At 63.6% G+C, this 25,594-nt stretch carries 22 protein-coding genes; 5 read left to right on the top strand and 17 right to left on the bottom strand.

Annotated features, from left to right (window positions below):
* Positions 1–113: 113 nt before the first annotated feature.
* Positions 114–872, top strand: coding sequence for a HesA/MoeB/ThiF family protein (locus tag ACOCG7_RS32205; protein WP_073429361.1), 759 nt, complete (start codon positions 114–116; stop codon positions 870–872).
* A gap of 76 nt (positions 873–948) precedes the next feature.
* Here the strand turns inward: ACOCG7_RS32205 and ptsP are convergent, their stop codons facing one another.
* The 7 genes from ptsP to ACOCG7_RS32170 all read right to left on the bottom strand — a co-directional run bounded on the left by ptsP (position 949) and on the right by ACOCG7_RS32170 (position 8,645).
* Positions 949–2,697: a phosphoenolpyruvate--protein phosphotransferase gene (ptsP, locus tag ACOCG7_RS32200; RefSeq protein ID WP_073429360.1), complete on the bottom strand. Its 1,749-nt coding sequence runs from the start codon at positions 2,695–2,697 to the stop codon at positions 949–951.
* Positions 2,698–2,944: 247 nt separating this feature from the next.
* Positions 2,945–3,214: an HPr family phosphocarrier protein gene (locus tag ACOCG7_RS32195; RefSeq protein ID WP_054035732.1), complete on the bottom strand. Its 270-nt coding sequence runs from the start codon at positions 3,212–3,214 to the stop codon at positions 2,945–2,947.
* Between the two features lie 107 nt (positions 3,215–3,321).
* Positions 3,322–3,840, bottom strand: coding sequence for a PTS sugar transporter subunit IIA (locus ACOCG7_RS32190; protein ID WP_073429359.1), 519 nt, complete (start codon positions 3,838–3,840; stop codon positions 3,322–3,324).
* 332 nt (positions 3,841–4,172) lie between these two features.
* A complete protein-coding gene (gene gshB / locus ACOCG7_RS32185; protein ID WP_073429358.1) occupies positions 4,173–5,129 on the bottom strand; it encodes a glutathione synthase in 957 nt (318 codons plus the stop codon).
* Between the two features lie 101 nt (positions 5,130–5,230).
* The gene (gene gshA, locus ACOCG7_RS32180; protein WP_073429357.1) at positions 5,231–6,520 is read right to left on the bottom strand and encodes a glutamate--cysteine ligase; all 1,290 of its coding nucleotides are present in this window, start codon (positions 6,518–6,520) and stop codon (positions 5,231–5,233) included.
* 245 nt (positions 6,521–6,765) lie between these two features.
* Positions 6,766–8,262 carry an ammonium transporter gene (locus ACOCG7_RS32175; RefSeq protein ID WP_073429356.1) on the bottom strand — a complete coding sequence of 499 codons (1,497 nt, stop codon included), beginning with the start codon at positions 8,260–8,262 and terminating at the stop codon, positions 6,766–6,768.
* Positions 8,263–8,306: 44 nt separating this feature from the next.
* Positions 8,307–8,645 carry a P-II family nitrogen regulator gene (locus ACOCG7_RS32170; protein WP_006048089.1) on the bottom strand — a complete coding sequence of 113 codons (339 nt, stop codon included), beginning with the start codon at positions 8,643–8,645 and terminating at the stop codon, positions 8,307–8,309.
* 395 nt (positions 8,646–9,040) lie between these two features.
* Between ACOCG7_RS32170 and ACOCG7_RS32165 the strand changes: the two genes are divergently transcribed.
* Complete coding sequence (locus ACOCG7_RS32165) at positions 9,041–9,295, top strand: accessory factor UbiK family protein (RefSeq protein WP_073429355.1); 255 nt, start codon at positions 9,041–9,043, stop codon at positions 9,293–9,295.
* Positions 9,296–9,415: 120 nt separating this feature from the next.
* The gene (locus ACOCG7_RS32160) at positions 9,416–11,011 is read left to right on the top strand and encodes a YifB family Mg chelatase-like AAA ATPase (protein WP_073429354.1); all 1,596 of its coding nucleotides are present in this window, start codon (positions 9,416–9,418) and stop codon (positions 11,009–11,011) included.
* Between the two features lie 333 nt (positions 11,012–11,344).
* Here the strand turns inward: ACOCG7_RS32160 and ACOCG7_RS32155 are convergent, their stop codons facing one another.
* Complete coding sequence (locus ACOCG7_RS32155; protein ID WP_421380599.1) at positions 11,345–11,986, bottom strand: hypothetical protein; 642 nt, start codon at positions 11,984–11,986, stop codon at positions 11,345–11,347.
* Between the two features lie 230 nt (positions 11,987–12,216).
* Between ACOCG7_RS32155 and ACOCG7_RS32150 the strand changes: the two genes are divergently transcribed.
* Positions 12,217–12,747 (top strand): TlpA disulfide reductase family protein, encoded by a 531-nt coding sequence (locus tag ACOCG7_RS32150; protein ID WP_073429352.1) that lies wholly within the window; start codon positions 12,217–12,219, stop codon positions 12,745–12,747.
* Between the two features lie 77 nt (positions 12,748–12,824).
* Here ACOCG7_RS32150 and ACOCG7_RS32145 read toward each other — a convergent pair whose 3' ends face one another.
* From ACOCG7_RS32145 to ugpQ, 8 genes are all read right to left on the bottom strand, one after another.
* Complete coding sequence (locus tag ACOCG7_RS32145) at positions 12,825–14,177, bottom strand: sigma-54-dependent transcriptional regulator (RefSeq protein ID WP_073429351.1); 1,353 nt, start codon at positions 14,175–14,177, stop codon at positions 12,825–12,827.
* An 18-nt stretch (positions 14,178–14,195) separates the two neighbouring features.
* Complete coding sequence (locus tag ACOCG7_RS32140) at positions 14,196–16,196, bottom strand: sensor histidine kinase (RefSeq protein WP_073429350.1); 2,001 nt, start codon at positions 16,194–16,196, stop codon at positions 14,196–14,198.
* 51 nt (positions 16,197–16,247) lie between these two features.
* On the bottom strand, positions 16,248–17,528 hold the full coding sequence (locus ACOCG7_RS32135) for a dicarboxylate/amino acid:cation symporter (RefSeq protein ID WP_073429449.1): 1,281 nt from the start codon (positions 17,526–17,528) through the stop codon (positions 16,248–16,250).
* Between the two features lie 397 nt (positions 17,529–17,925).
* On the bottom strand, positions 17,926–18,996 hold the full coding sequence (locus ACOCG7_RS32130) for an ABC transporter ATP-binding protein (RefSeq protein ID WP_073429349.1): 1,071 nt from the start codon (positions 18,994–18,996) through the stop codon (positions 17,926–17,928).
* Between the two features lie 19 nt (positions 18,997–19,015).
* Entirely contained in the window at positions 19,016–19,807 is a 792-nt protein-coding gene (locus ACOCG7_RS32125; protein WP_073429348.1) for an ABC transporter permease, read from the bottom strand.
* Positions 19,804–20,742: an ABC transporter permease gene (locus ACOCG7_RS32120; RefSeq protein WP_073429347.1), complete on the bottom strand. Its 939-nt coding sequence runs from the start codon at positions 20,740–20,742 to the stop codon at positions 19,804–19,806. Before ACOCG7_RS32120 ends, ACOCG7_RS32125 begins: the two co-directional genes overlap by 4 nt.
* 169 nt (positions 20,743–20,911) lie before the next feature.
* Positions 20,912–22,024 carry an ABC transporter substrate-binding protein gene (locus tag ACOCG7_RS32115; protein ID WP_073429346.1) on the bottom strand — a complete coding sequence of 371 codons (1,113 nt, stop codon included), beginning with the start codon at positions 22,022–22,024 and terminating at the stop codon, positions 20,912–20,914.
* Positions 22,025–22,125: 101 nt separating this feature from the next.
* Entirely contained in the window at positions 22,126–22,911 is a 786-nt protein-coding gene (gene ugpQ, locus ACOCG7_RS32110) for a glycerophosphodiester phosphodiesterase (RefSeq protein WP_073429345.1), read from the bottom strand.
* A 216-nt stretch (positions 22,912–23,127) separates the two neighbouring features.
* On the opposite strand from ugpQ, the gene ACOCG7_RS32105 reads away from it, so the two are divergent.
* A complete protein-coding gene (locus ACOCG7_RS32105; protein ID WP_073429344.1) occupies positions 23,128–23,898 on the top strand; it encodes a DeoR/GlpR family DNA-binding transcription regulator in 771 nt (256 codons plus the stop codon).
* A 16-nt stretch (positions 23,899–23,914) separates the two neighbouring features.
* Here ACOCG7_RS32105 and ACOCG7_RS32100 read toward each other — a convergent pair whose 3' ends face one another.
* Positions 23,915–25,582: a Na/Pi cotransporter family protein gene (locus ACOCG7_RS32100; protein WP_073429343.1), complete on the bottom strand. Its 1,668-nt coding sequence runs from the start codon at positions 25,580–25,582 to the stop codon at positions 23,915–23,917.
* Positions 25,583–25,594: the final 12 nt, after the last annotated feature.

Below are 25,594 nucleotides of genomic sequence, written 5' to 3'. Positions count from 1 at the left end.
CCAGCAAAACCCGCAGCAAGCCGCACCCTTCGCGCGATTAAAATAACAGCAACGAAAACGCGCGCCGCAAACCGCCGGTTGCGTCCCATTGCGCGACACTCACGCGCCCCGCCATGAACGACGACCAACTCCTCCGCTATTCCCGCCATATCCTCGTCGATGAAATCGGCATCGAGGCGCAGCAGCGCTTTATCGACGCGCACGCGATCGTCGTCGGCGCGGGCGGGCTCGGTTCGCCCGCTGCGATGTATCTCGCGGCGGCAGGTGTCGGCCATTTGACGCTGGTCGATGCGGATACGGTCGATCTCACCAATCTGCAACGGCAGATCCTGCACGTGACGGCATCGGTTGGCAGAAAAAAAGTGGAATCCGGGCGCGACGCGATCGCGCGGATCAATCCCGAGGTCGCGGTGAACGCGGTGGCGGAACGCGTCGACGACGTGTGGCTCGACCGCGAAGTGCCGCACGCGACTGTCGTGCTCGATTGCACCGATAACTTCGCGACGCGCCACGCGATCAATCGCGCCTGCGTGCGGCACGGCGTGCCGCTGGTGTCGGGCGCGGCACTGCGCTTCGACGGCCAGATCAGCACCTTCGATTTTCGTGACGAAGCGTCACCCTGCTACGCGTGTGTGTTTCCGGAAGACCAGCCGTTCGAGGAAGTCGCCTGCTCGACGATGGGCGTATTCGCGCCGACGGTCGGCATCATCGGTTCGATGCAGGCTGCGGAGGCGCTCAAAGTGATCGGGAAAATCGGCACGCCGCTGACGGGCCGCCTGACGATGCTCGATTCGCTGCGGATGGAATGGAACACGATGCGCATTGCGCGCCAGCCGGATTGCCCGGTGTGTGGTGAACAGCATCGGGACTGAGCATGCAAGACGCTGAATGAACAAACGCCGCAGATGTGCGGCGTTTGTTCATTCGAAGCCGATCCGGCAAACCTCGCTAAGCCAACGCCACGCGCTTGAGCGCGGCCTGCACTTCTTCGGGTTCGAACGAAGCCAGCACATCGGCCACCGGCTTTTCCAGCGTCTTCAGATGCGAGCGCAAAATTTCCTGCTTGACCACCAGCAGTTGACTCGGATGCATCGAGAACTCGGTGAGGCCCATGCCGAGCAGCAGGCGCGTCAACGCCGGATCGCCCGCCATCTCGCCGCATACCGACACCGGCACCCCCGCCCGCTTCGCCTCGCGCAGCGTGAACGCGATCAGATGCAGCACCGCCGGATGCAGCGGGTCGTACAGATGCGCGACCGAGTTGTCCGCGCGATCGATCGCCAGCGTGTACTGAATCAGATCGTTCGTGCCGATCGACAGGAAATCCAGTCGCTTCAAAAACAGCGGCAACGCGATCGCCGCAGCCGGAATCTCGATCATTGCGCCGACCTGCACGTTCGGATCGTAGGCCATGCCGGCATCGTCCAGTTGACGCTTGGCTTCGCGAATCAGATCGAGCGTCTGGTCGATTTCCTGCGCGTGCGCGAGCATCGGAATCAGGATCTTCACTGTGCCGAACGCCGACGCGCGCAAAATCGCGCGCAGTTGCGTGAGGAACATCTGCGGCTCCGAGAGGCTCCAGCGAATCGCTCGCAGCCCGAGAGCCGGATTCGCGGCGGTTTCGTAGCCATCGCCGCCGCCCATCGAGTCGAGCGGCTTGTCGGCGCCCACGTCGATCGTGCGGATCGTGACCGGCAAGCCGTTCATCAACTCGACCGCGCGACGGTACGCGCCGAACTGCTCCTCCTCCTCGGGCAAGCGGTCCTTGTGGTTCATGAACAGGAATTCGGTGCGAAACAGTCCGACACCCGTTGCGCCCGCATCGAGCGCCGCGCGCGCGTCGTCCGGCAGTTCGATGTTCGCGCACAGTTCGATACGCGTGCCGCACAGGGTTTGCGTCGGCGAGAATTTCAGGCGCTGCAGCTTGCGCTGTTCGAGCGCCTTTTCGCTTTGACGATACGAATACTCTTCCAGCACGATCGGCGCCGGATCGACGATCACGATGCCATGATCGCCGTCGACGATGATCAGGTCGTCCTGACGGATCAGCGCACTCGCGTGCTGCACGCCGACCGCGGCCGGAATGCCGAGACTGCGCGCGACGATCGCCGTATGCGAGGTGCGGCCGCCGAGGTCCGTGACGAAACCCTGAAACGTTTGCGTTTTGAATTGCATCATGTCGGCCGGCGCGATGTCGTGCGCAACCACGATCATTTCGTCGCACGCGCCGTGCACACCGTCCACCAGCGCCACCGACGCACCCGCGAGCGCCTTCAACACGCGCTCCACCACCTGCTCGATGTCGGCTTTGCGCTCACGCAGGTATTCGTCCTCGATGTCGTCGAAATGGCGCGACAGGCGCTCGAGTTGTTCGGTCAGCGCCCATTCCACGTTATAGCGGCGCGTGCGGATCAGGTCGATGGTTTCCTGCACGAGCATCGCATCGTTCAGGATCATTGAATGAACGTTGATGAACGCGCCCATTTCGCTGGGCGCGTCCGCGGCGAGGTCGGCACGCAGCGTGTCGAGTTCGCCATGAACGAACTGCTGGGCCGCACGGAAACGCTCGACCTCGCTCTCGATCTGAGCGGGTTCGATCAGGTAATGGTCTACGTCGAGTGCAGCCGGGGCGATCAGGTAAGCCCGCCCAATGGCGATACCGCGTGACACGGGAATTCCATGCAGCGTGAAGGACACGCGCACCTCCTCTAGTTGTGTGATGCCGCGGCAAACCGCTGCAGTGCTCTCAGACTCTCGTCGCCATTATAAATTCCACGCCCCTCGCGCGGGCGCCGGGGCTGTGTGCAGCGCAGCACGAATTGTCGCAGCCGCAACGATCGTCGTCGGTTTCATGGACGCCGAATCACCCATTGTCATGCGCTAAAAAAAACGCCGCGGACAGCCGCGGCGTGGTGGATGCTCTTCGCAACGTGGACGCGCAAGCTCACTGGCCCTCGCCGAATTTATCGGCGATCAGTTTCAACAGTGCGTCCATCGCTTCCTTTTCGTCGGTGCCTTCCGTTTCGATCAGCACGGTGCTTCCAATGCCTGCTGCCAGCATCATCACGCCCATGATGCTTTTGGCGTTGATACGGCGGCCGTTGCGGCTCATCCAGATTTCCGCCTGGTAGTTGCCGGCGAGTTGCGTCAACTTGGCCGACGCACGCGCGTGCAGCCCCAGCTTGTTCACGATGGTCGTTTCCTGTTGCAGCATGTGATGGTCCGAAGCGCGGGTAAGTGTTGTTGTGAAGGATGAAACTGCAAACCGGTTGCAATGCGTTTTGAAATCGCTTGACGCCCTTTGAACGCCGTTCGATCCGGTTACAAGCCCGTGGAGTCGGTTTTCTGGGTCAAATCGGCCTCGGGGGGCAAGGCGGGCAAACAGTCGCCAGCAGCGGCATCGGCGGGCAACGCGGGCGAACACGGTTCGCAAGCCGCGGCGGGCTGTGGGGTGGCCGGGCCGATTGCATGCACGCCCTTGGTGGCGCCGGCGAGCGCCTTGTCGACCAGCGTGTCGAGCGGCGTGGCGCGATAACAGACGGCACGCACCAGCATCGGCAGGTTCACGCCGCACAGCACGCGCACATTCGGCACCGACGCGAGCCGCCCGGCGATATTCGCCGGCGTGGCGCCGAACATGTCGGTGAGCACGAGCGCGCCGTTCTCTTCCTTGAGCCGCTCGATTTCCGAATTGGCGAACGAGACCATTTGTGCGGGATCGCAATCCGGCGATACGTCGATCACGCCGATGCGAGCCGGCAAGCCACCATAGATATGCGAAATGCAATCGCGCAACGCGGTGGCGAACGGAGCGTGCGCAATGATCAGAATGCCTGCCATGTCAGCCTTACTGCAAAAGAACGGCCCCAAACCGTGGACCGGGACGAGGCCCGGATCCCAAGCGCCCTCGACCGGCCGTGGGCCATGAGGGCCGGAACGCATCGTTTTGACGAGCGGCCCGCGACGCCCGGTCCAACCGGGACGCATGCGGAAAGCTGCTCGCTCACAGTCCGCAATCCATGCCCGTGACGTCCGGCTGACGCCACCGAGTCGGCTTGGCGCGGCGGAGCGGGCATTGTAGCAGGCTCATTTTCGCGCCAAAGCGGGCGTTTCGCCCCGCGCGGAGCTACTACATAGTTTGGGGGCCATGGCGTCCAATCAAGGGCAGTGCCTCAGCCGACCGCCCGCTCCAGCGCGTCGATGAACATGGCCGCGACGTCGAAGCCGGTCTGATCCATGATCTCGCGAAAACACGTCGGGCTCGTCACGTTGACTTCGGTCAGCCAGTCGCCGATCGCGTCCAGCCCGACTAGCAGCAAACCGCGCGCCGCCAGCACGGGCGCAAGCGTGCCGGCGATCTTGCGATCGTGATCGGTGAGCGGGCGCGCCACGCCCAGCCCGCCCGCGGCCAGATTGCCGCGCACCTCGTTGCCCTGGGGAATGCGCGCGAGCGAAAACGGCACCGCTTCGCCGCCGATCAGCAGAATGCGCTTGTCGCCTTCCTTGATCTCCGGAATGAATTTTTGCGCCATCACCGAGCGTGCGCCGTCGTGGCTCAGCATTTCGATGATCGAGCCGAGATTCATGCCGTCGGCCTTCACACGGAACACGCCCATGCCGCCCATGCCGTCGAGCGGCTTCAGGATCACATCACCGTGCTCTTCGTGGAAAGCGCGCAAGCGAGCCGCGTCGCGCGTGACCAAGGTCGGTGCGACGAACTCCGCGAACTCGCCGATCGCGAGCTTTTCCGAGTGATCGCGAATCGCCTGCGGCTTGTTGAAGATTCGCGCGCCGCCGCGTTCCGCCATTTCCAGCAGCCACGTCGACGTGACGTATTCCATGTCGAACGGCGGGTCCTTGCGCATCACCACCGCGCTGAAGCTTTTCAGCGAGCGTGGCGCGGCGGCCTCGGCAGCGTACCAGGTGTCGCGATGCAGATCGGTCACGTCGCCCGCGATCGCGAAGCGCCGCACGTTCGCCTCGACGTCGCCGCCCGTCCACGCCAGATGTTTCGGCTCGCACGTGTGAAGCGTGTGGCCGCGGCGCGCGGCCTCCGCCATCATCGCGTAGGTCGAGTCTTTATAGATCTTGAATTGCGTGAGCGGATCGGCGATGAAGAGAATGTCCATGAAGGTCCCGGTGCGCCCTGACGGGCTTGGCATTGAACGTCAATATACTCGTTGAAAATGACGATGGCGGCACGCATGCCGCCATCGGCCACCCAAGGTGGTTAGACCTGAATCGCTTCGGGATCGGTCTTTTCCAGTTCGACCGATGCGGCCAGCAACCCGAGCCGCGCCACCACCCCATACATGTAGAAGCGGTTCGGCGGCGCCGCGCCGGGCTTCGCGTGCGCATCCGGCAGCGCGGTATGCTCGAAGCCGAGCGGCACGAAGTGCATGCCCGGCGCGTTCAGATTCTGATCGCGCTCGCGGCTGCCGTGCACGCGGTAGAAGCCGCCCACCACATAGCGGTCGATCATGTACACGACCGGCTCGGCGACCTCTTCGCCGATCCGCTCGAAGGTGTACACGCCTTCCTGCACGATCACGTCGTGCACTTCGAGGCCGTCTTTCGTGGCCGCCATCTTGGCGCGTTCGCGCTTGGTGAGCGCGGCCACTTCCGACGCGTCGTGCACGGTCATCACGCTCATGCCGTAGGTGCCCGCGTCAGACTTGATGACGACATACGGTTTTTCGGAGATGCCGTACTCGCGATACTTCTTGGCGATCTTTTTCAGAACGCCGTCGATCGCATCGGCCAGCGCTTCCTCACCGGTACGCTCCTGGAAATCGACGCCTTCGACGTGCGCGAAGTACGGATTGATCATCCACGGATCGATCTCGACCATCTTGGCGAATTTCTTCGCAACGTCGTCATAGCAGGAGAAATGCGTGGATTTGCGCCGAACCGCCCAACCGGCATGCAACGGCGGCAGCAGATACTGCTCGTGCAGATTTTCCAGCACGGGCGGAATGCCGGCGGAGAGATCGTTGTTCAGAAGAATCGAGCACGGATCGAAGTTCTTCAGGCCGAGCCGCCGCGGCGTGCGCTCGAGCGGTTCGAGCACGAGCTTCTGCCCGTCGGAGAGTGCGATCGTGACCGGCCCGACGATGCTTTCGTCGAGCGTGCCGAAACGCACGTTCAGGCCGGCCTGGCGCATGATCGCGGCCAACCGGGCGACGTTCTCGAGATAAAACGCGTTGCGGGTGTGGCGCTCGGGAATCACGAGCAGGTTTTTCGCGTCCGGGCAGATCTTCTCGATCGACGCCATCGCGGCCTGCACGGCGAGCGGCAACACTTCCTGCGGCAGATTGTTGAATGCGCCGGGGAACAGATTGGTGTCGACCGGAGCCAGCTTGAAACCCGCATTACGCAGATCGACCGAACAGTAGAAAGGCGGCGTGTGCTCCTGCCATTCGAGCCGGAACCAGCGTTCGATAGCGGGCGTAGCGTCGAGGATCTTCCGCTCGAGGTCGAGCAGCGGGCCGTTTAACGCCGTAACTAGGTGCGGAACCATTGATCACTCGCAGACTGGAGAAAAAAGATTGTAGAGCAAATGCTTTGCCCATTTGGGGACGGTTTCTCCATTCGCAAGCCGATACGAATGCATTCTCACTATCGTCATGATAGGTGGGGAAAACTGTTGCTCACAAGACGGAACAACTCTTTCAGCAAGAAAAAAGCCCGCCATGAAGGCGGGCCAAAGTCGCTGTGCTTGATTCTGATTGTTCAAGCCCTGAAGCCGGGCTTGCGCATGTTTTCTTATTCGACGTGTTCGCCGTGCAGGGTCACGTCCAGACCTTCGCGTTCCTGTTCTTCCGTCACGCGGATGCCCATCACCATGTCGATGACCTTCAGCAGGATGAAGCTCACGACGCCGCTGTAGACCAGCGTCGTCACCACGCCCTTGGCTTGCAGAAGGACGCTGCCGTCGAAGCCGCCGATGTCCTTGACCGCGAACACGCCGGTCAGGAGCGCACCCACGATACCGCCGATGCAGTGCACGCCGAACGCGTCGAGCGAATCGTCGTAGCCGAGCTTGTGCTTGAGCCACGTTGCCGACCAGAAGCAGACCACGCCGGCCACGATGCCGATCACCAGCGAACCCGTCATGCCGACGAAGCCCGAAGCCGGCGTAATCGCCACCAGACCCGCCACCGCGCCCGACACGATACCGAGCACCGACGGCTTACCCTTGGCCGCCCATTCGGCGAACATCCATGCCAGCGCTGCCGCCGCCGTTGCGATTTGCGTCGCGAACATCGCGAAACCGGCACGGCCGTCAGCCGCCACCGCGGAACCCGCGTTGAAGCCGAACCAGCCCACCCACAGCATGGACGCGCCGATCAGCGTGAGCGTCAGGTTGTGCGGGGCCATCACTTCCTTGCCGTAGCCGACGCGCTTACCGAGGACGAGGCAGCAGACCAGACCCGCGACACCCGCGTTGATGTGCACCACCGTGCCGCCCGCGAAGTCGAGGATGCCGGCGCTAGCCAGCCAGCCGGTCGGTTCCCAGACCATGTGCGCGATCGGCGAGTAGACGATGATCGACCACAGCGTCATGAACACCAGCATCGCCGAGAATTTCATCCGGTCGGCAAACGCGCCGGTGATCAGCGCCGGCGTGATGATCGCGAACGTCATCTGGTAGACGAAGTAGACCGTTTCCGGGATCGTCTGGGCCAGATGGCTGACGGTCAGCGTCGTGGCCTTGTCGCCCTTGATGTAGTTCATGCCGGACATGAATACGCGCGAGAAGCCGCCGATGAACGAGCCGCCCGGCGTGAACGCGAGGCTGTAGCCCACCACGCCCCAGATGATCGTCACGAGGCAGGTGATCGCGAAGCTTTGCATCAGCGTGGCGAGCACGTTCTTCTTGCGGACCATGCCGCCGTAGAACAGCGCGAGACCGGGGATCGTCATGAACAGAACGAGCGCGGTGGAGGTCAGCATCCAGGCGGTATCGCCCGAATTGATCTTCGACGAATCGACCGAGAACGGCGCGGTCGGCGCGGCCGGTGCGGCGTCCGATGCCGCGGGTGCGGCTGCGGCGCTGGCGGCCGGGGCGGCGGAAGCGTCCGCTGCCGGCGCCGAGGCCGCGGCCGGAGCCGATGCGTCCGCTGCCGGCGCGCTGGCGGCCGTATCGGAAGCAGCGGCCGAGGCGGCTGCCGGGGCGGAAGCGTCGTCCGCGAGGGCGGCGCCGATACCGCCCGCGAGCAGCGAACCGGCCATCAGCAAGGACATCAATAATTTGCGCATCTTTCGTTTCCTCTTATCGCTATCTGTGTCGCTATCTTTTAGTGTTACAGGGCGTCCGCGCCGGTCTCCCCGGTGCGGATTCGAATCACCTGTTCGATCGGCGTGACGAAAATCTTGCCGTCGCCGATTTTGCCGGTGCGTGCCGCGCGCTCGAGTGCCTCGATCGCCTGGTCGACGATGTCGTCCGAGACGGCTGCCTCGATCTTCACCTTCGGCAGGAAATCGACGACGTATTCAGCGCCCCGATACAGTTCCGTATGGCCCTTCTGACGGCCGAACCCTTTCACTTCCGTCACCGTGATGCCCGAGACGCCGATGGCCGACAAGGCTTCGCGCGCCTCATCGAGCTTGAACGGCTTGATGATTGCGGTAATGAGCTTCATGAAATCCTCGCTAAGTTGCGTAACCCGTTCGTAACCTGTTTGCGTACCCGTAACCCCTTCGCGTGGTCTCGTTCCGCTGTCGGCAAAACGCTACCGGCAGTGCGCGCGGGGCAGTAACAGCAACTCGCATGCCATGTTGTGTCAGACTTCGCGTGGGGCACGCTGCGCAAGGGCTCAAGCGTGCCTGGCCGGACGGCCAACGTTGTCGGCGCACGCTGGCGCGGCTTATTGATCGTTGCTAGAGTGTTCTGACGGCGTGGAACAGCCCGATGCGCACCAAAGCCGCCCATGAGGACACCTCATACCACCGGTCATGCACCAAGGTTGAGCATTTCGCGCAGCAAGGCACAGCCGCAATGAAACATGCACACTTTCCGTGCAGAAAAGGGAACACCATGAAACAACCGAACGATGTCTTCAACGACTTTCAGGCCCGCATGAGCGAGCTGTTCAAGAACTCACCGGCCAAGGACGTCGAACGCAATTTGAAAGCCATGCTGTCGCAAGGCTTCTCGAAACTCGACCTGGTCACGCGCGAGGAATTCGATACGCAGACTCAGGTGCTGGTGCGCACGCGCGCTCGCCTGGAGGAACTGGAGCGCCGCGTCGCCGAACTCGAGCAGAAGCTGCCGGTCACGCAAACGCCGTAAGGCTTTGCTCGCCGCGCATTAGCTGCGCAGTGCTGCACATCACTGGCAAGCGAGCCGTGACGTCATCAGCGTTTTAGGGGACTTGCGCGCACCCCGGCGCGCTGTCCGACGGGAGAAAACATGTCGCTTGCCGTGGTGCGCAGTCGCGCGCCGGCCTCTGGCCGCGCGCCCGAAGTTACCGTCGAGGTTCACCTCGCCAACGGATTACCCTCTTTCTCGATCGTCGGCCTGCCCGATCTGGAAGTGCGCGAAAGCCGCGAGCGCGTACGCGCGGCGCTGCAGAACTGCGGCTTCGACTTTCCTGTGCGGCGTATTACCGTCAACCTCGCTCCCGCCGATTTGCCAAAGGAGTCCGGCCGCTTCGATCTGCCGATCGCCTTGGGCATTCTCGCGGCGAGTGGCCAGATTCCGGCTGAATCCCTGCTGCAGCGTGAATTCGCCGGCGAACTGTCGTTGACCGGCGCGCTACGGCCGATGCGCGGCGCTTTTGCGATGGCGTGCGGCACGGCGCGCGGCGGCGTCGCGCATGGCAGCGGCGCCGCACTTTCCGTCACACCGGGCGAGTTCGCGGCAGCCGGTTTGCCGGCACCGCACACGCCGCAACTCTATCTGCCGGTCGCAAGCGCCGCGGAAGCGGCGCTGGTGCCCGGCGTCGACGTCTATGGCGCCGCCGATCTGCCATCGTTATGCGCGCATCTGGCGGGCGCGCCCGACGCGCGGCTCGACCCTGTCGCCGCACCCGACCTCGGCGAAACGGCGCCAGTCGCCGCACCTGACATGAGCGACGTGATCGGCCAGCGCGGCGCGCGCCGCGCGCTGGAAGTCGCGGCGGCGGGCGGACATCATGTCCTGCTGATCGGGCCGCCCGGCGCCGGCAAGTCGATGCTCGCCGCCCGTTTGCCGAGCCTGCTGCCGCCCATGACCGACGACGAAGCGCTCAGCTCCGCCGCGCTGCTATCCGCGAGCCGGGCCGGTTTTACTCCCTCGCAATGGCGGCAACGGCCGTTTCGCGCGCCGCATCATTCATCGAGTGCCGCGGCGTTGGTCGGCGGCCGCAACCCACCGCAACCGGGCGAGATCACGTTGGCGCATTTGGGCGTGTTGTTTCTCGACGAATTGCCCGAATTCGATCGCCACGTGCTGGAAACGCTGCGTGAACCGCTGGAAGCGGGTCGCATCACGATCTCACGCGCCGCCTTGCAGGCGGATTTTCCGGCGGCTTGCCAATTGATCGCCGCGATGAATCCCTGCCCGTGCGGATGGCGCGGCGACCCCAACGGCCGCTGTCGCTGCACGCCGGAGATCGCCGCGCGCTATCTGCGCAAACTGTCGGGGCCGTTGCTGGACCGCATCGATATCCAGCTCGAAATTCCGGCGCTCACGCCGGCTGAGTTATCGGCCCGATCGACTGCGACGGGCGAGACGAGCGCCACGATCGCAGAGCGGGTGAACGCCGCGCGCGAACGGCAACTGAGCCGGCAGGGCAAAACCAACCGCGAACTGAGCGGGCGCGAGGTGGACGAAGTCTGCCGGCCGGACGCAACGGGCGAAGCGCTGCTGCGCGAGGCAGGCGAGCGCTTCGGCTGGTCCGCGCGGGCTTATTACCGCGTGCTGAAGGTGGCCCGGAGCATCGCCGATCTCGCGGGCGCCGCCATGCCGAGCGCCGCGCAAATCGGTGAAGCCGTCCAATATCGCCGGGCGTTGAGCCCGATATAAAGCGAAAAACATGCTGTCAAGACTTGACTTATGCACATTCGCGCGTTCCTGCAAACTTTTGAAACATGTGAAAGGTGCGGCGCGCGATTCAACGAAAGACCGTTGATTCGATTGCGTTTTTTCAACCGGCGCGGGCGAAGTGAAACTGACGGAGTGCCCACCGGATGGGCATTTGCGGCAATTAAAGCGGAGTTCTCAACAGAGTTATCCACAGGGCGTCTGCGCAACGGGAAAACTTCAACGTAAACCGGCAATTAGCGCACGATGCTGCGAAGGAACTTTCACTGTGCATGAAGAACCGGCGCGACGCCTCGTCGGCCAAAACTACCGTTTTTAATACAGATGGAACGACGAAAAGAATTGATCGATCTGCTCCTGTTGCAATGGTTTCGACGTAATGATTGCGGCTTGATAAACGTGCCGCCCGCGTGCTGCCAGCCGTGCATAGACGGTGCGCGATTCATGCTGGGAACCGGCCTCGCCGCTCACTTTCATTTCCAGCCCCAGCACCTGGCCGCCTGCGGCAAGCGGGATTTGCACCGCATGGGTGACGGGCGCGGCGCCCACGTTATGGGCAAGACCGGTGCGCAGGAATTCGAGCACGGCGCGCTGCGTCGTCTCGTCGTCGTTCGGCAGCATCACGGTGCCCACCGCGAATACGGCGTCGCCTGCTTCGGCGGTCTGCATCGCCATCTGCATCGGCGTGCCGTCGATCTGCACCGTTCGCTGATCGTTGCCCGGCTTGGCAGGCAGGTCGATGGTGTAGCCGTTGTCGCTGTTCGCCACGGTGCGCCAGTCGAAAGCGGGCGAACATGCCGACAAAGCCGCGCCGAGTGCCAGCATGCAGGCCGCCGTGCCGATCACCGTCCGGGCCCGCCGGGGGCGCAAAGTGCCGTCGGCGGAACGACAGTCAGTCGAAAAACGGTCTTGCGAGCGGCGAACGAACGGGCGGACAGAAGAAATTCGAGCGAACAGATGGAAAACGCGATGAAAAACGAGCGAAACGGTTCGGAACATGGGGCGGAAGATCGGACTGACGGAAGCGGAAAACCCTATTATCCGCTCCCGGCCCGCGTCCTGCCGCGCCGACGGATTGGGGCTACAATGGCGGCAGTCATGCTGCGCCGGGCTGAAAAGCCCGAACCGGCGCACTGTTCCGCGCGTTCCGCGCGACTCTCGAGGTTCCGTTCATGAGTTCCACCCCAATGAGCACCACCCCGTCCACCGCCGCCCGGCGCGCGAGTCCGGTTCGCTACGTCATCATCGCCGCCGTGGCCGTCGCAATCGCGATCGCCGGCTATTTCGCGTTTGCGGGCCAGCAGCGCGTACCCGACGCCACCTTCACGCTGCTCTCCGGCCAAAAAATCTCGACCGCCGACCTGAAAGGCAAGGTTTATCTGGTCAACTTCTGGGCGACGAGCTGCGACACCTGCATGAAGGAAATGCCGCAGATGGTCCAGACGTACAACCGCTTCAAGGGCCAAGGGCTTGAATTCGTCGCCGTCGCGATGAGTTACGACGCGCCGATGTACGTGACCAACTACACGCAAACCCGTCAGTTGCCGTTCAAGGTGGCCATGGACGACGGCTCGGCCGCGAAGCAGTTCGGTAACGTCCAGCTCACGCCCACCACGTTCCTGGTCGACAAGGACGGCAAGATTCTGAAGCGCTACGTCGGCGAGCCGCAATTCGCGGAACTCGACAAGCTGCTGGAAAAAGCGCTGAACGCCGCCTGAACGCAGGCGAAGTTCCTACGCTCCAACCTGACTCAAACGCGCCGGCCTGGCATCTCCTTGGCCGGCGCTTCAAATCCTCACCGCTCCCCTTCCCCCTTGGCCGCGAGGCCATACCGCTTGATCTTCTCGTAGAGCGTCGCCTTGCCGAGCTGCAGCTTGTCCGCCGCGACCGCGACTACACCGCCCGTCTGCTCCAACGCCTCGGCGATCACCGCGCGCTCGAACTGCTCGACGCGTTCCTTCAGCGGCTGAGTGGGCGCGCCGTCATCGGCGAAGGACATCACCGGATCTTCGGCGACGCCGAGCACGAAACGGTCGGCGGCATTGCGCAACTCACGCACGTTGCCCGGCCAGTCGCGCTGCATCAGGCTCGCGCGCTGACGATCGGTGAGGATCGGCGCCGGGCGTTGATAGCGCACGGCCGCGTCGAGTAGAAAGTGCTCGAAGAGCGGCACGATGTCCTCGCGCCGCTCGCCCAACGGCGGCAACGCGATCGTCACCACATTCAGCCGGTACAGCAGATCGCGGCGGAACGAGCCGTCCGCGACATGCTCGGCCATGTCGCCTTTCGCCGCGGCAACCACGCGGCAATTCACGCGGATCGGCTGATTCGAGCCGAGCCGTTCCAGCACGCCGTCCTGCAGCACGCGCAGCAGCTTGACCTGCAACGCGAGCGGCATGCTTTCGATTTCGTCGAGAAACAGCGTGCCGCCCGACGCATGTTCGAGCTTGCCGATGCGGCGCTTCGCCGCGCCGGTGAAGGCGCCCGGTTCGTAGCCGAACATTTCCGACTCGAACATCGGCTCCGGCAGCGCGCCGCAATTCACCGCGATAAACGGCTTGTCACGCCGCGGCGACAACTCGTGCAGACTGCGCGCGATCAATTCCTTGCCCGCGCCGGTGTCGCCGTTGATGAGCACCGATGCATCGGTCGGCGCAACGTTCGCGATCAGCCGCCGCACCTGCTCGATCGCCGGGCTGCGGCCGATGATGCGCGGCGCCACCGAATTCTGTTCCGCCAACTCGCGCCGCAGCGCGAGGTTTTCGAGCACCAGCTTGCGGCGCTCCAGCGCGCGCCGCACGGTTTCGATCAGACGTTCGGACGCAAACGGCTTTTCGATGAAGTCATACGCGCCGTCGCGCATCGCCTGCACGGCCATCGAAATATCGCCGTGACCGGTGACCAGAATCACCGGCACGTCGGGCGCACGCTCGTGGCATTGCGCGAGCAGATCGAGACCGCTCGCGCCGGGCAAGCGAATATCGCTGACGATCACGCCGGAGAAATCCGCGCTGATCGTCTTCGCCGCGGATTCCACCGACGCATGGCCGATCACGTCGAAGCCGGCGAGTTGCAAACTCTGCACGCTGGCGCGCCGCACGAGTTCGTCGTCTTCGATATACAGCACTTGCAAGCCGTGGTTCACCATTGTCGTTTTCCGTCTGATTCAGGAACCCGTCGTCAGCGGGTCTGATGTATGGCTCGTTTGCACGCCAGCGCGGCGCAGCGTCAACACGAATAATGCGCCGCCGTGCGCCGCGTTGCGCGCCACCAGCGTCCCTCCGCAATCGCGGGCGATCGACGACGAAATCGCGAGGCCGAGGCCAAGCCCTTGCCCCATTTCCTTGGTGGTGAAGAACGGTTCGAACAGGCGCGGCAGCACGTCTTCGGGAATGCCCGGACCATTGTCGCTCACGGCGAACGACAAGCTCGCCTCCGCGACTTCGATCTCGATCGAAATGCGCGGCGGACTCATGCCAGCGGTTGCATCCAGCGCATTGCCGAGCAGATTGATCAGCACCTGTTCGAGCCGCAAGTCGTCGCAATGGGCGATCAGTTCGGGATGGTCGTCGGAGAGGTTCAAGGGCGCGCGCGCGCCGCTGTCGGCGTCGAGCAAGGCGAACTCCATTTCCACGCCTTGCAAGCGCTTTTGCAGCAAACCGATCACGTTGCGCAGCGCCCGCACGACCGGCGCGCGCGCATTGCGCGGCCGCGCTCGTCCGACGAACAGCTTCAACTGATTGGTGATCTTGCCCATGCGCTCGGTGAGCGAGGCGATTGCTTCGAGGTTGTCGCGCGCCGACGCGTGGTCGCCGCGATCGAGCAGCACACGCGTGTTGTCCGAGAATCCACGCAATGCCGCGAGCGGCTGATTCAATTCGTGCGTGATGCCGGCCGCCATCTGGCCGAGCGCGGCGAGCTTGCTCGCCTGGATCAGCTCGTCGTGCGCGGCGCGCAGTTCCTGTTCGGCGCGCGTGCGTTCGGCGACTTCCTTCTGCAATTGCTCGTTCGCCTGCGAAAGATCCGCGGTGCGCTCGGCGACCCGCCGATTCAATTCGGCGTAGGCCTTTTGCAGCAGCGCGCGGCTTCTCATCACCTCGCGCACGCGAGCGCGGCGCATTCTCCAGTAGAACGCGAGCAGCACGAGCGATAGGTAGCCGAAGCCCGTGACGATGGTCGCGTTGCGCGCGTCGGCGTCGACCGGATCGACGGGCGACATCGTGATCAGATGCCAGTCCGGTTCGCCCATGCCGCGCCGCGACGCGAGGTAGCGCGGCGCATAGCGGCCGCCGCCGATGCGCACGATCTGCGCGTTGCCTTCGAGCGTGCGCTCGATCGTCACCGGCAGCGGCGCGATCGGCTGCTGCGCGTACTGACGCGCCTGGTAGATCGAATCGGCGACCTGGCCCGACAGCGGCCGTATCGTGTGATATTTCCACGCGGGCACGGCGGACAGAAAGATCACGCCATGATCGTCGGTGACGACGAGCGGCTCGGACGCATCCGCGCTCTGAAACCATTCGAGATCGAGTTTGACGACCGCCACGCCGACGATCTTGCCCGCGCGCCGCACCGGCTGCGAAATGTAGTAGCCCGGCGCCTGCGAGATCGTGCCGATGCCGAAGAAGCGGCCCACGCCGCCTTTGACCGCATCGAGAAAATACGGCCGGAAGTGATAGCCCGCGCCGATGAAACTGCCCGGCCCGCGCCAGTTGCTCGCGGCCACGCAGTACCCGTTGAGCGGAATGATGTAGGTGACCGTCGCGCGCGCGTGACGGTTGAGGTCTTCGAGATAGTGATTGGCGCGCTCGACGTTGGCCGGAGTCGGATCGACCAGCACGTCTTGCACGCTGGGATGTTCGGCCAGCAGATAGGGCAGCGATTCGTAGCGCTCCAGCGTGCTCTTCAGCGCGCTGGTGGTGCGGTCGACGCGCACTGCGGCGTTGCGCCGCAAGTCGTCGATCCCGCTTTGCCACGCGACGCTGTAAGTGAGCCCGCACGCCGCCACGAGCCCGGCGACGAGCGCGAAGAGGATCAGCAGGCGGCGCGTCACGTTGGCAATATCCGATCGGTGAGGATCAGTTATTGTGGCATAAGGCGACACGCCGTCGGCGCGAGCTTCGTCGGCCGACGGCGTGGGGTTGCGGCTCGCGGCCACCGGTTTCATGCGAGGTGTCCGCGGCCGTGAGCGTCGTGGTTCTGGCAGCCGGTACGCGGCTTAAACGCCGGCCGGCTCTTTGAGCGGCACATCGCCGCGCAATGCCGCGTTCAGCTTGTTGCGGTCCAGTTCCTTTTCCCATGCCGACACCACCACCGTCGCCACGCCGTTGCCGACGATGTTGGTCAGCGCACGGCATTCGCTCATGAAGCGGTCGATGCCGAGAATCAGCACCATGCCCGACAGCGGAATGGTCGGCACCACGGCGAGCGTCGCGGCCAGCGTGATGAAGCCCGCGCCGGTCACACCGCTCGCGCCCTTCGAGGTGAGCATCGTCACCGCCAGCAGCGTGAGCTGTTGCGTCCACGTGAGGTCGATGTTGGTCGCCTGGGCGATGAACAGCACGGCCATCGTCATGTAGATGTTGGTGCCGTCGAGGTTGAACGAATAACCGGTCGGCACCACCAGACCCACCACCGAACGCGAGCAGCCGAGCCGCTCGAGCTTGAGCATCAGTTGCGGCAGCGCGGCTTCCGACGAGCTCGTGCCGAGCACGATCAGCATCTCTTCCTTGATGTAGCCGATGAAGCGCAGGATGTTGAAGCCCACCGCGCGCGCGATGATGCCGAGCACCACCACCACGAACACGATCGAGGTCAGATAGAACGTGCCGATCAGCTTGAGCATCGGCAGCAGCGAGCCGATGCCGTACTTGCCGATCGTGAACGCCATCGCGCCGAACGCGCCGATCGGCGCCAGCTTCGTGATGATGCGCACGATGCCGAACAGCACATGCGAGATCCCGTCGATGAAGTTCGTCACGACCTTGCCCTTCTCGCCGGCCGTCGCGAGCACCGCGCCGAACAGCAGCGCGATCAGCAGGATCTGCAGGATTTCACCCTGGGCGAACGCGGACACGAGCGTGTCCGGGATCAGGTGCATCAGGAAGTCGACGGTGGTCTGGCCGTGCGCCTTCGCGGCATACGAGGCGACAGCCTTGCCGTCGAGCGTGGCCGGATCGATGTTGAAGCCGACGCCCGGTTTCAGCAGATGCGTCGCCATCAGGCCGAGGATCAGCGCGAAAGTGGAGACGACCTCGAAGTACAGCAGCGCCTTGCCGCCGACGCGCCCGACCTTCTTCATGTCCTCCATGCCGGCGATACCGGTCACGACCGTACAGAAGATGATCGGCCCGATCACCATCTTGATCAGCTTGATGAAGCCGTCGCCGAGCGGTTTCATGTCGACCGCGAGCGTCGGATAGTAATGGCCGAGCGCGATGCCGATGATGATCGCCGCGATCACCTGGACGTACAGCACTTTGTAGAAAGGTTTCTTCACGATATTACCTGCGATGTGGGTGAGCCCATGGCCTGCCACGCTGCGCATCATGCGAACGGAACCCGTCACGCCTGTGCACGGCATTAGGCCGCGACAAGACGACGAATTCAGAAATACCGGGAAGGGAAATCAGACATCGTTGTCTCCTTGCTTTAGTTGTCGGACCGTTGCGGCCGCGTTATCTATTTCGCAAGGTCGATGCCAGCTCGAATCAAAACGCAACGGCTTGATTTTTATCGGTTTTTCGTCGCGCGGCGGAATGCGGCGTCCGGGATTCCGGAAATCGGGACAAGGGGCGTCGGGTAATCCGGAATCCATCGGGGCGGCGGCCTCGGGAAAACCCGGACGCCTTTTCAACGGCGCGGTTCGGCCGCCGCGCGCGCTGCGTCAATCAAGGTCAAGCACCGCCTTCTTCCAGCACCAGCAAGTTTTCGTGAGAAAAACCGAGCGACACCGGCTGCCCCCGTTCGGGCAAGCCGCGATTCGGATCGTTGAACACGTCGAGCGAAATCACGGCGTCTTTCACGCGCGTTCTGATGCGCACCACCGCGCCGAGGAAATTCACTTCCTCGACGGTGGCGTTCAGCGTGTTGCGGCCCGGCGCCGCCGGCTCCAGCACGATCGCTTCAGGGCGCAACGCGAGCAGACGCTTCTTGCCGGCATCGTCCGGCGGCAGTTCCTGGGTGGTGGTGAGCTCCTGACCGTCCACGGCCATCTTGCCGGTCGCCGGATCGACCACATGCCCGGCCAGAATATTCAGCGTGCCGACGAACGACGCGACAAAGCGCGTGCGCGGATAGTTGTAGATTTCCGAAGGCGAGCCGATCTGTTCGACGCGACCCTCGTTCATCACGACGATGCGGTCGGAAATCGACAGCGCCTCTTCCTGGTCGTGCGTGACGAAAATCGACGTGATGCCGAGCTCGCGCTGCAACGCGCGAATGTCCTGCCGAAGCGAAATACGAATCTTGGCGTCGAGCGCGGAAAGCGGCTCGTCGAGCAACAGCACTTGCGGCTTGCCGGCCAGCGCGCGCGCCAACGCCACGCGCTGCTGCTGCCCGCCCGACAACTGCCACGGATAACGCCCGCCCAGATGCGGCAGCTTGATCAGATGCAGCATCTCCTCGACGCGGCTGTTGATCTCCGCCTGCGGCCGATGCGTGATCTTCAGGCCGAAGCCGATATTCTCGGCCACCGTCATGTTGGGAAACAGCGCATACGACTGGAACACCATGCCGACCTTGCGCTGCCGCGTGCGAAGGTGCGTGACGTCCTTGTTGTCGAGCCGGATGACGCCGCGCGTCGGCGTTTCGAAGCCGGCGATCATCCGCAGCACGGTAGTCTTGCCGCAGCCGGACGGCCCGAGAAAGGTGATGAATTCGCCGCGCTCGATCTTCATGTCGAAGTGATGCAGCGCCGTGTTCGTCCCGAAGGACTTATGCAGATTTTCGATCTCAAGGAATGCCATGATTCGCTGCCTCAGTCCGTCAAGTTTTTTGGCCGCCGGTCGCGCGGGCCGAGCCGAATACCTGAATCAATCCCATCGACGCCCACGTGATCACGAACGCGATGATCGCAAGCGCCGACGGCTCATAAGCGCGGTTCGCGCCGATCAATTGCAGATACGGACCGAACGCGGGCCGATCGAGCAGACTCGCCAGCGTGAACTCGCCGATCACCACTGCGAAGGTGAGAAACGCGCCGGAGAGAATCCCCGAGCGGATGTTCGGAAAGATCACCTTGAAGAGAATCGTCGGCCAGTTCGCGCCGAGACATTCGGCGGCCTCGGTCAGCGAACGCACGTCGACGGCGCGTAGGCCCGCGTCCACCGCGCGGTACATGTACGGCAGCGCGAGCGTCACGTAACCGAACACCAGCAGCAAATCCGTTGCGCGCTCGTTGCCGGTGAGCGGCAGGATCGAACTGCTGTTATAGATGCGCAGATAGCCGAACACGATCACGATCGCGGGCACCACCAGCGGCAGCAGCGTGATGAATTCGACGACCGGCCGCAGCTTCGGCAGCCGCAACTGCACCCAGTAGGCGGTCGGCACCACCAGCAGCACGCCGACGACGATCGTGAACACCGCCATCATGATCGAATAGCCGAACGAGGCCTGAAAGCGCGGATCGGCCAGCACGACGCGGTACGCCTCGAAGCTGTAGACGCCGCGCTTCATGCGCATGCTGAACTCGACCGTGGCGATCAACGGAATCAGGAAATACAGCGAACCGACGATCATCGCGGTCCACGCGCCCACCCGCGACTGGCTTTTCATCGGCGCCCCCTTTCAGCGCGCGAACGCAGCCAGATGTAGCCGCCGTTCGAGAGGCCCGTCACCAGCACCATGCCGAGCGCGAGCGCGTAGCCGAGGTTCTGGTTGTGCATCACGTCGCCGCGAATCTGCGCGTACAGCAGGATCGTGACGATGTTCAGCGAACTTCCCGTCAACGCATAGGCCGTGGCGACCGCGCCGAACGAGTTGGCGAACAGCAGCAATGTGGCGCCGAGCACGCTCGGCCACAGCACCGGCAACGCGACGTGGCGCCAGTATTGGTACGCGGTGCCGCCGAGGCAGTCGCACGCCTCGCGCCATTCGCGCTTCAGGCCGTCGAGCGCGGGCGTGACGATCAGCACCATCAATGGAATCTGGAAGTACAGGTAAGTCAGCGTCAGGCCGGTAAAGCTCAGAATGCTGAAGCCGGTCGAATAGAGATTGATGTCGAGGTACTTCTTCAGCAACACGGTGACGAGTCCGACGCGCCCCAATGTGCAGATGAAAGCGAACGCGAGCGGCACGCCGGCGAAGTTCGAAGCGACGCCGGAAAACGTCATCAGGGTCGGGCGAATCCAGCGCGGCAGCTTGCCTTGCACCGCCGCCCAGGCCAGCAGCGAGCCGATCACCGCGCCGCCGAGCGACGACGCCGCGCTCACCTTGAAACTGATCAGATACGCGTTCATGACCGTGGGCTGAAGCAGGTCACGAAAGTTGGCGAGCGTGAAGTGACCTTGCGAATCCTGGAACGCGCCGATCATCAGAAAGCCGGTCGGCAGAATCAGAAACAGCAGCGCGAAGGTGAAAAACGGCACCACGCCGATCCAGGCAAGCAACTGCGACGCGCGGCCCGGACCGTCGACGCGAGGCGTTGGGGTGGGCACGGGAGGAACCAGCAGTTCCGTTTGGACCGACCCGGCATCCGATGAAGCACTCATAGCTCACCCTTGGCAATCTGGCTAACGCCGGGGGCACCGCTCATTACGAGCGGCGCGCCGCCGGCCCGACTTCACGCTATGGTTTGAAGCCGCGGTACGTCCGCGGCCAGGTTCGTCGCTGCGCTCAGTTGATGCTCAGTTGGCGCTCAGTTGAGCGCTTACCTGACGCTCACTTGACGTTCGCGCCGACCGCTTCGTCCCAATGCTTGGTGATGGTTTCCTTGTACGCGTCCTGTTGCGACAGTGTCGGGAACACCACGTTCTTGTACGACGAAGGCGGCGGCAGCTTGTCGAGCAGCGCTTGCGGAACCTTCTTCGCCGCGACCATTTCGTTATAGCGCATCGGGTGGCAATAGCCGGCTAGCCAGCCGATCTGGCCTTCGTCCGAGTACAGGTATTCCATCCACAGCTTGGCCGCGTTCGGATGCGGCGCATACGCGCTGATCGCCTGGACGTACACGCCCGCGACCACGCCGGTTTTCGGAATCACCACCTGCACCTTCGGATTGCCCTTCAACGTATCGCGGTCGGCCAGCGCGTTGTAGTCCCAGCGCACGATGATCGGCGTCGTGCCCTGCGCGAGCGATGCGGCCTTGCCGATCACCGGCACGAAGTTGCCGCTCTTGTTCAGATCGGCGAAGTACTTGAGGCCGGCTTTATCGGCCTTGCTCACGTCGCCCTTGCTTTGCGACAGACCCGCCGCGAACACGGCCTGAATCGCCTGGTTGGCCGAGCGCGGATCGCCCGCGAGCGACACGGCGTTCTTGTAGTCCGCCTTGAGCAGGTCGCTCCAGTCGGTGGGCGCCTTGTCGATCATGTCGGCGTTCACTTCAAACGACAGCACGCCGTAGTAGTCGCCGTACCAATAGCCGTCGGCGTCTTTCAGTTCCTTGGGAATCGAGTTCCACGACGAAACCTTGTACGGTTGCAGCAAACCCTCCGCCTTCGCCGTGGGCCCGAACGACAAACCCACGTCGATCACGTCGGGCGCTTGCGGCCCCTTGTTGCCCTTGTTCGCCTTGATGGCTTCGACTTCGTCGCCGGAACCGGCGTCCGGATTCAGTTCGTTGATCTTGATGCCATATTTCTTCTGAAAGCCGGCGACCAGTTGACCGTAGTTGCACCAGTCGTGCGGCAACGCGATCACGGTGAGCTGGCCTTCCTGCTTGGCGGCGGCGACCAGCGCGTCGAGCGGCGCGGCCGAGGCGCTGCTCACGCCGGCTGCGGCAACGCCCGCGACGGTCGACAGCGAAAGTATGCGAGCTAACGCGGTGCGGTTCATGGTTTTCCCCATCCTCTGCCGAAATTGCTACGTTTGGAAAATTTCTGGTTCGAGCATCAAGGCGGGCGGGTGTGATTCGCACTCGCCCGCCCGCGGCATGTTCACACCGGATTAGCCAGTGCGGAAAACATGTCGGGTTTCAGTCTATCGATACGATCGGTACAAATCATGTCAACGCCCCACTGCGCCAGCAGCAGGGCGCGCGCCGGTTCATTCACCGTGTAGGCGAGCACGCGCAAGCCGGCCGCGTGGATGTCCGCGACCAGCGGCTCGCTCAGATACCGGTGGCTTGCGTGCAGCGACACGCAGTCCAGTTCACGCACGATGCGCAGCCAGTCCGCCGGCACCTCTTCGAACAGCATGCCGCGTCGCAATGAAGGCGCGGCGTCGCGCGCCGCGGCGAGCGCGTCGAATGAAAACGATGAAAGCAGCGGCGGCGTCTGTCCTTGCCACAATGTCAGCGCGCCGCTTGCGACCAGCCGACCGGTGATCTCGTCGCGGCCCGGACACGGCTTGATTTCGATGTTGGCGGCAATGCCGTCGCGCGCGCAACGCATGGCCGTGTCGGCCAGCGTCGGCAGACGCGTGCCCGCGAATTGCGGTCCGTACCAGGCGCCGGCGTCGAGCGCGGCGAGTTGCGCCCAGGTGTAGTCGGCGGCGGCGCCATGACCGTTGGTGGTGCGTTCGAGGGTGTCGTCGTGCAGCAGGAAAAGCTGGTTGTCCGCGGAAAGCTTGGCGTCGAATTCGACCATGCGGTAGCCGTGGCGCACGCACGCGTCGAAACCGGCCAGCGTGTTCTCAGGCGCGAGGCTGCCGCCGCAACGATGCGCGACCAGTTGCGGATACGGCCAGTCTGCGGATACAGCGCGATCAATCCCGTTTCCCACGTCTCGTCACCTTCCATGCGGATAGTTCGAAATAGGCACGACGCTATGATTTGCGAAGGCTAAGTTGAAATACACAAACTTGCAAGCTGCCAAAAAAATACAACACAATCCGGCTAAAGTAGTACGCTTGACATCGCCCGGACACACATTCGTGTCCACGATGTCGTCCTTAGAAACAAAGTCGTGTAACGCGCGTTCGCATCCAGGGAAAAACGCATGTGGCAGGAAGACCGTCATCAGAGAATTCGAGCGTTGTTGTCGACGCTTCAACGCGTGTCGACCGAACGGATCATGGCGGACCTTGGCGTGTCACGCGAAACCGTGCGGCGCGATCTGCTCGATCTCGAAGCGCTCGGCGAACTGCGGCGCGTGCACGGCGGCGCAATCAGACCCGCCGACGAAGCGCCGATCGCCGAACGCGCTCACACGCGCGTCAAGTCCAAAACGGCGATTGCCAAGGCGGCCACCGGTTTGATCGCGAGCGGCCAGACGCTTTTCATCGACGCGGGCACGACCACCGCGGCGCTCGCCGAACAACTGGCGAAACTGGCGAATCTCACCGTTGTCACCAACTCGATCGACGTCGCGCTGAAAATGCGCGGCGCCGTGGAGCAAGCCGACGCGGCCAACGAAGTGATCCTGCTCGGCGGCTCGATCAGCGACCGCGCAATGGCGACCACCGGCGCCACCACCGTGCTCGACATCCAGCGCTATCGCGCGGACATGGCGCTGCTGTCGCCGGTCGGCGTCGACCACCGGCATGGCGCGACCAACTACGACCACGCCGAAACGGAAGTGGCGCGCGCGATGGTCGCCAACGCGGACCGCGTGATCATCCTCGCCGACTACAGCAAGATCGGCCAGCGCAGCCGCATTTCGTATTGCCCGATCGATCGGATCGACGTGCTCGTCACCAACAAAAAGGCGGCCGAGGCCGCCGACTTTGCATCGCTAAAAAAGAAGCTGGAAGAAATCGTGCTGGCCTAGGATCGGGCGCTCGCGCCTATTCCTTCACATGCATCGTATCGAGCACGCGTTTGCGCAAGCGCGTGTCGTGCAGCGCGCCGGCTGCGTCGAGCACCGGATAGGCGGTCGAACAGAACAACGAGTTGAGCCGCTTCATGTCGCTGATCAGGTCCAGATGCAACGCGCTGGTCTCGATGCTGCGCAGGCTCTGTCCCGCGAGACGATCGAGGTGCTTGTAGGAATACGCGCGCTCCAGGTCGCGAAAGCGCTCCTTCTCCGCCAGCAGGCGCTCGGCGCAACGTAGATCGTTATTGAGGAACACGGAGAGGCCAAGTTGCAGATTGCTGACGAGCCGCGCCTGGAGGTCGTCCAGTTCGCCCAGCCCTTCCTCTGAAAACGAAAGGCGGTGCGCGATCTTCTTCTCCTCGATATCGCCGACGATCCGCTCGATGATGTCGCCCGCATGCTCCAGGTTGATCGTCAGCGAAATGATGTCGGTCCAGCGGCGGCTGTCGGCTTCGTCCAACTGCTCGCGCGAGATCAGCGTGAGGTACGTTTTGACCGCGGCGTAGAGTTCATCGACGTCGTCGTCCATGCGGACGGTTTCGCGCGCTTTGTCCAGGTTGTTGTGGTGAATCAGCTCCGCCACGTTGTCGAGCATCGTCCGCACGATGTCGCCGATACGCAGCGCCTCGCGCGAGGCATTCGCGAGCGCGAGCGTGGGCGTGGACAGCGCTGCCGTATCCAGGTGCAGCGGCCGCAGTTCGCCGTTTGGCAGCGGCCGGTCATGCAGCACGCGGGTGCAGATGCGCGCGACCGGGTCGATCAGCGACAGGCACGCGCAGCAACGCAGCGCGTTGTAGATCAGATGGAAGCCGACCGTGGCTTCACGCGGATTCGCGATCAACACCGGCAAACCGCGCGCGAGCAGCGAGGTGAACGGCAGGATCAGCAGCGCACCGGCCAGCTTGAACGCGAAGCTGCCCAACGCGAGCCGCCGCGCCGCCGAATTTTGCGCGACGGTGCCCATGAGCGCGAGCACGCCGCTGCCGAGATTCGCGCCGATCACCAGACACAACGCGACCTTCAGCGAGATCACGCCGGACGAGGCGAGCGTCGCGGTGAGCAGAACCGCGGCGAGGCTCGAATAGGACAGCATCGCGAACGCCGCGCCGACGAGCGCATCGAGCATGGTGTCGCCGGTCAGCGCGCCGAACATCACGCGCACGCCGGCGCCTTGCGTCATCGGCTGGGCGGCCTCGACGATCAGATGCAGCGCCAGCAGGATCAGGCCGAGACCGATCAGCGTGCGCCCGACCTGCCCCAGGCGCGTTTGCTTGCGCGACAGGAAGAGCGGCACGCCGAACAGAATCAGAATCGGCGACAGCCATGAAAGGTCGAGTGTGAGGACTCGCGCCATCAGCGCGGTGCCGACATCGGCGCCGAGCATGATCGCAAGGCCGCTGGTCAGCGGCACCAGACCTTGCGCCGCGAACGACGTGACGATCACCGCGGTGGCATTGCTGCTCTGTACCAGGCTCGTTACGCCGACGCCCGACAGAAAGGCGCGCCAACGGCTGCTGGTGCTGCGGCCGAGCACGCTGCGCAGATCGGCGCCGAGCACCCGCAGGATGCCGGTACGCACGATGTGCGAGCCCCACACGAGGAGCGCCACACCGGCCAGGAGGTTAAGGAGTATCAACATAAGGCACTGCGC

Origin of the sequence: Paraburkholderia sp. DD10, assembly GCF_049177125.1 — a bacterium.
GTDB classification, from domain to species: Bacteria; Pseudomonadota; Gammaproteobacteria; order Burkholderiales; family Burkholderiaceae; genus Paraburkholderia; species Paraburkholderia terricola.
The sequence above is the reverse complement of the archived record's forward strand: the minus strand, read 5'-3'. Positions and strand labels throughout refer to the sequence as shown.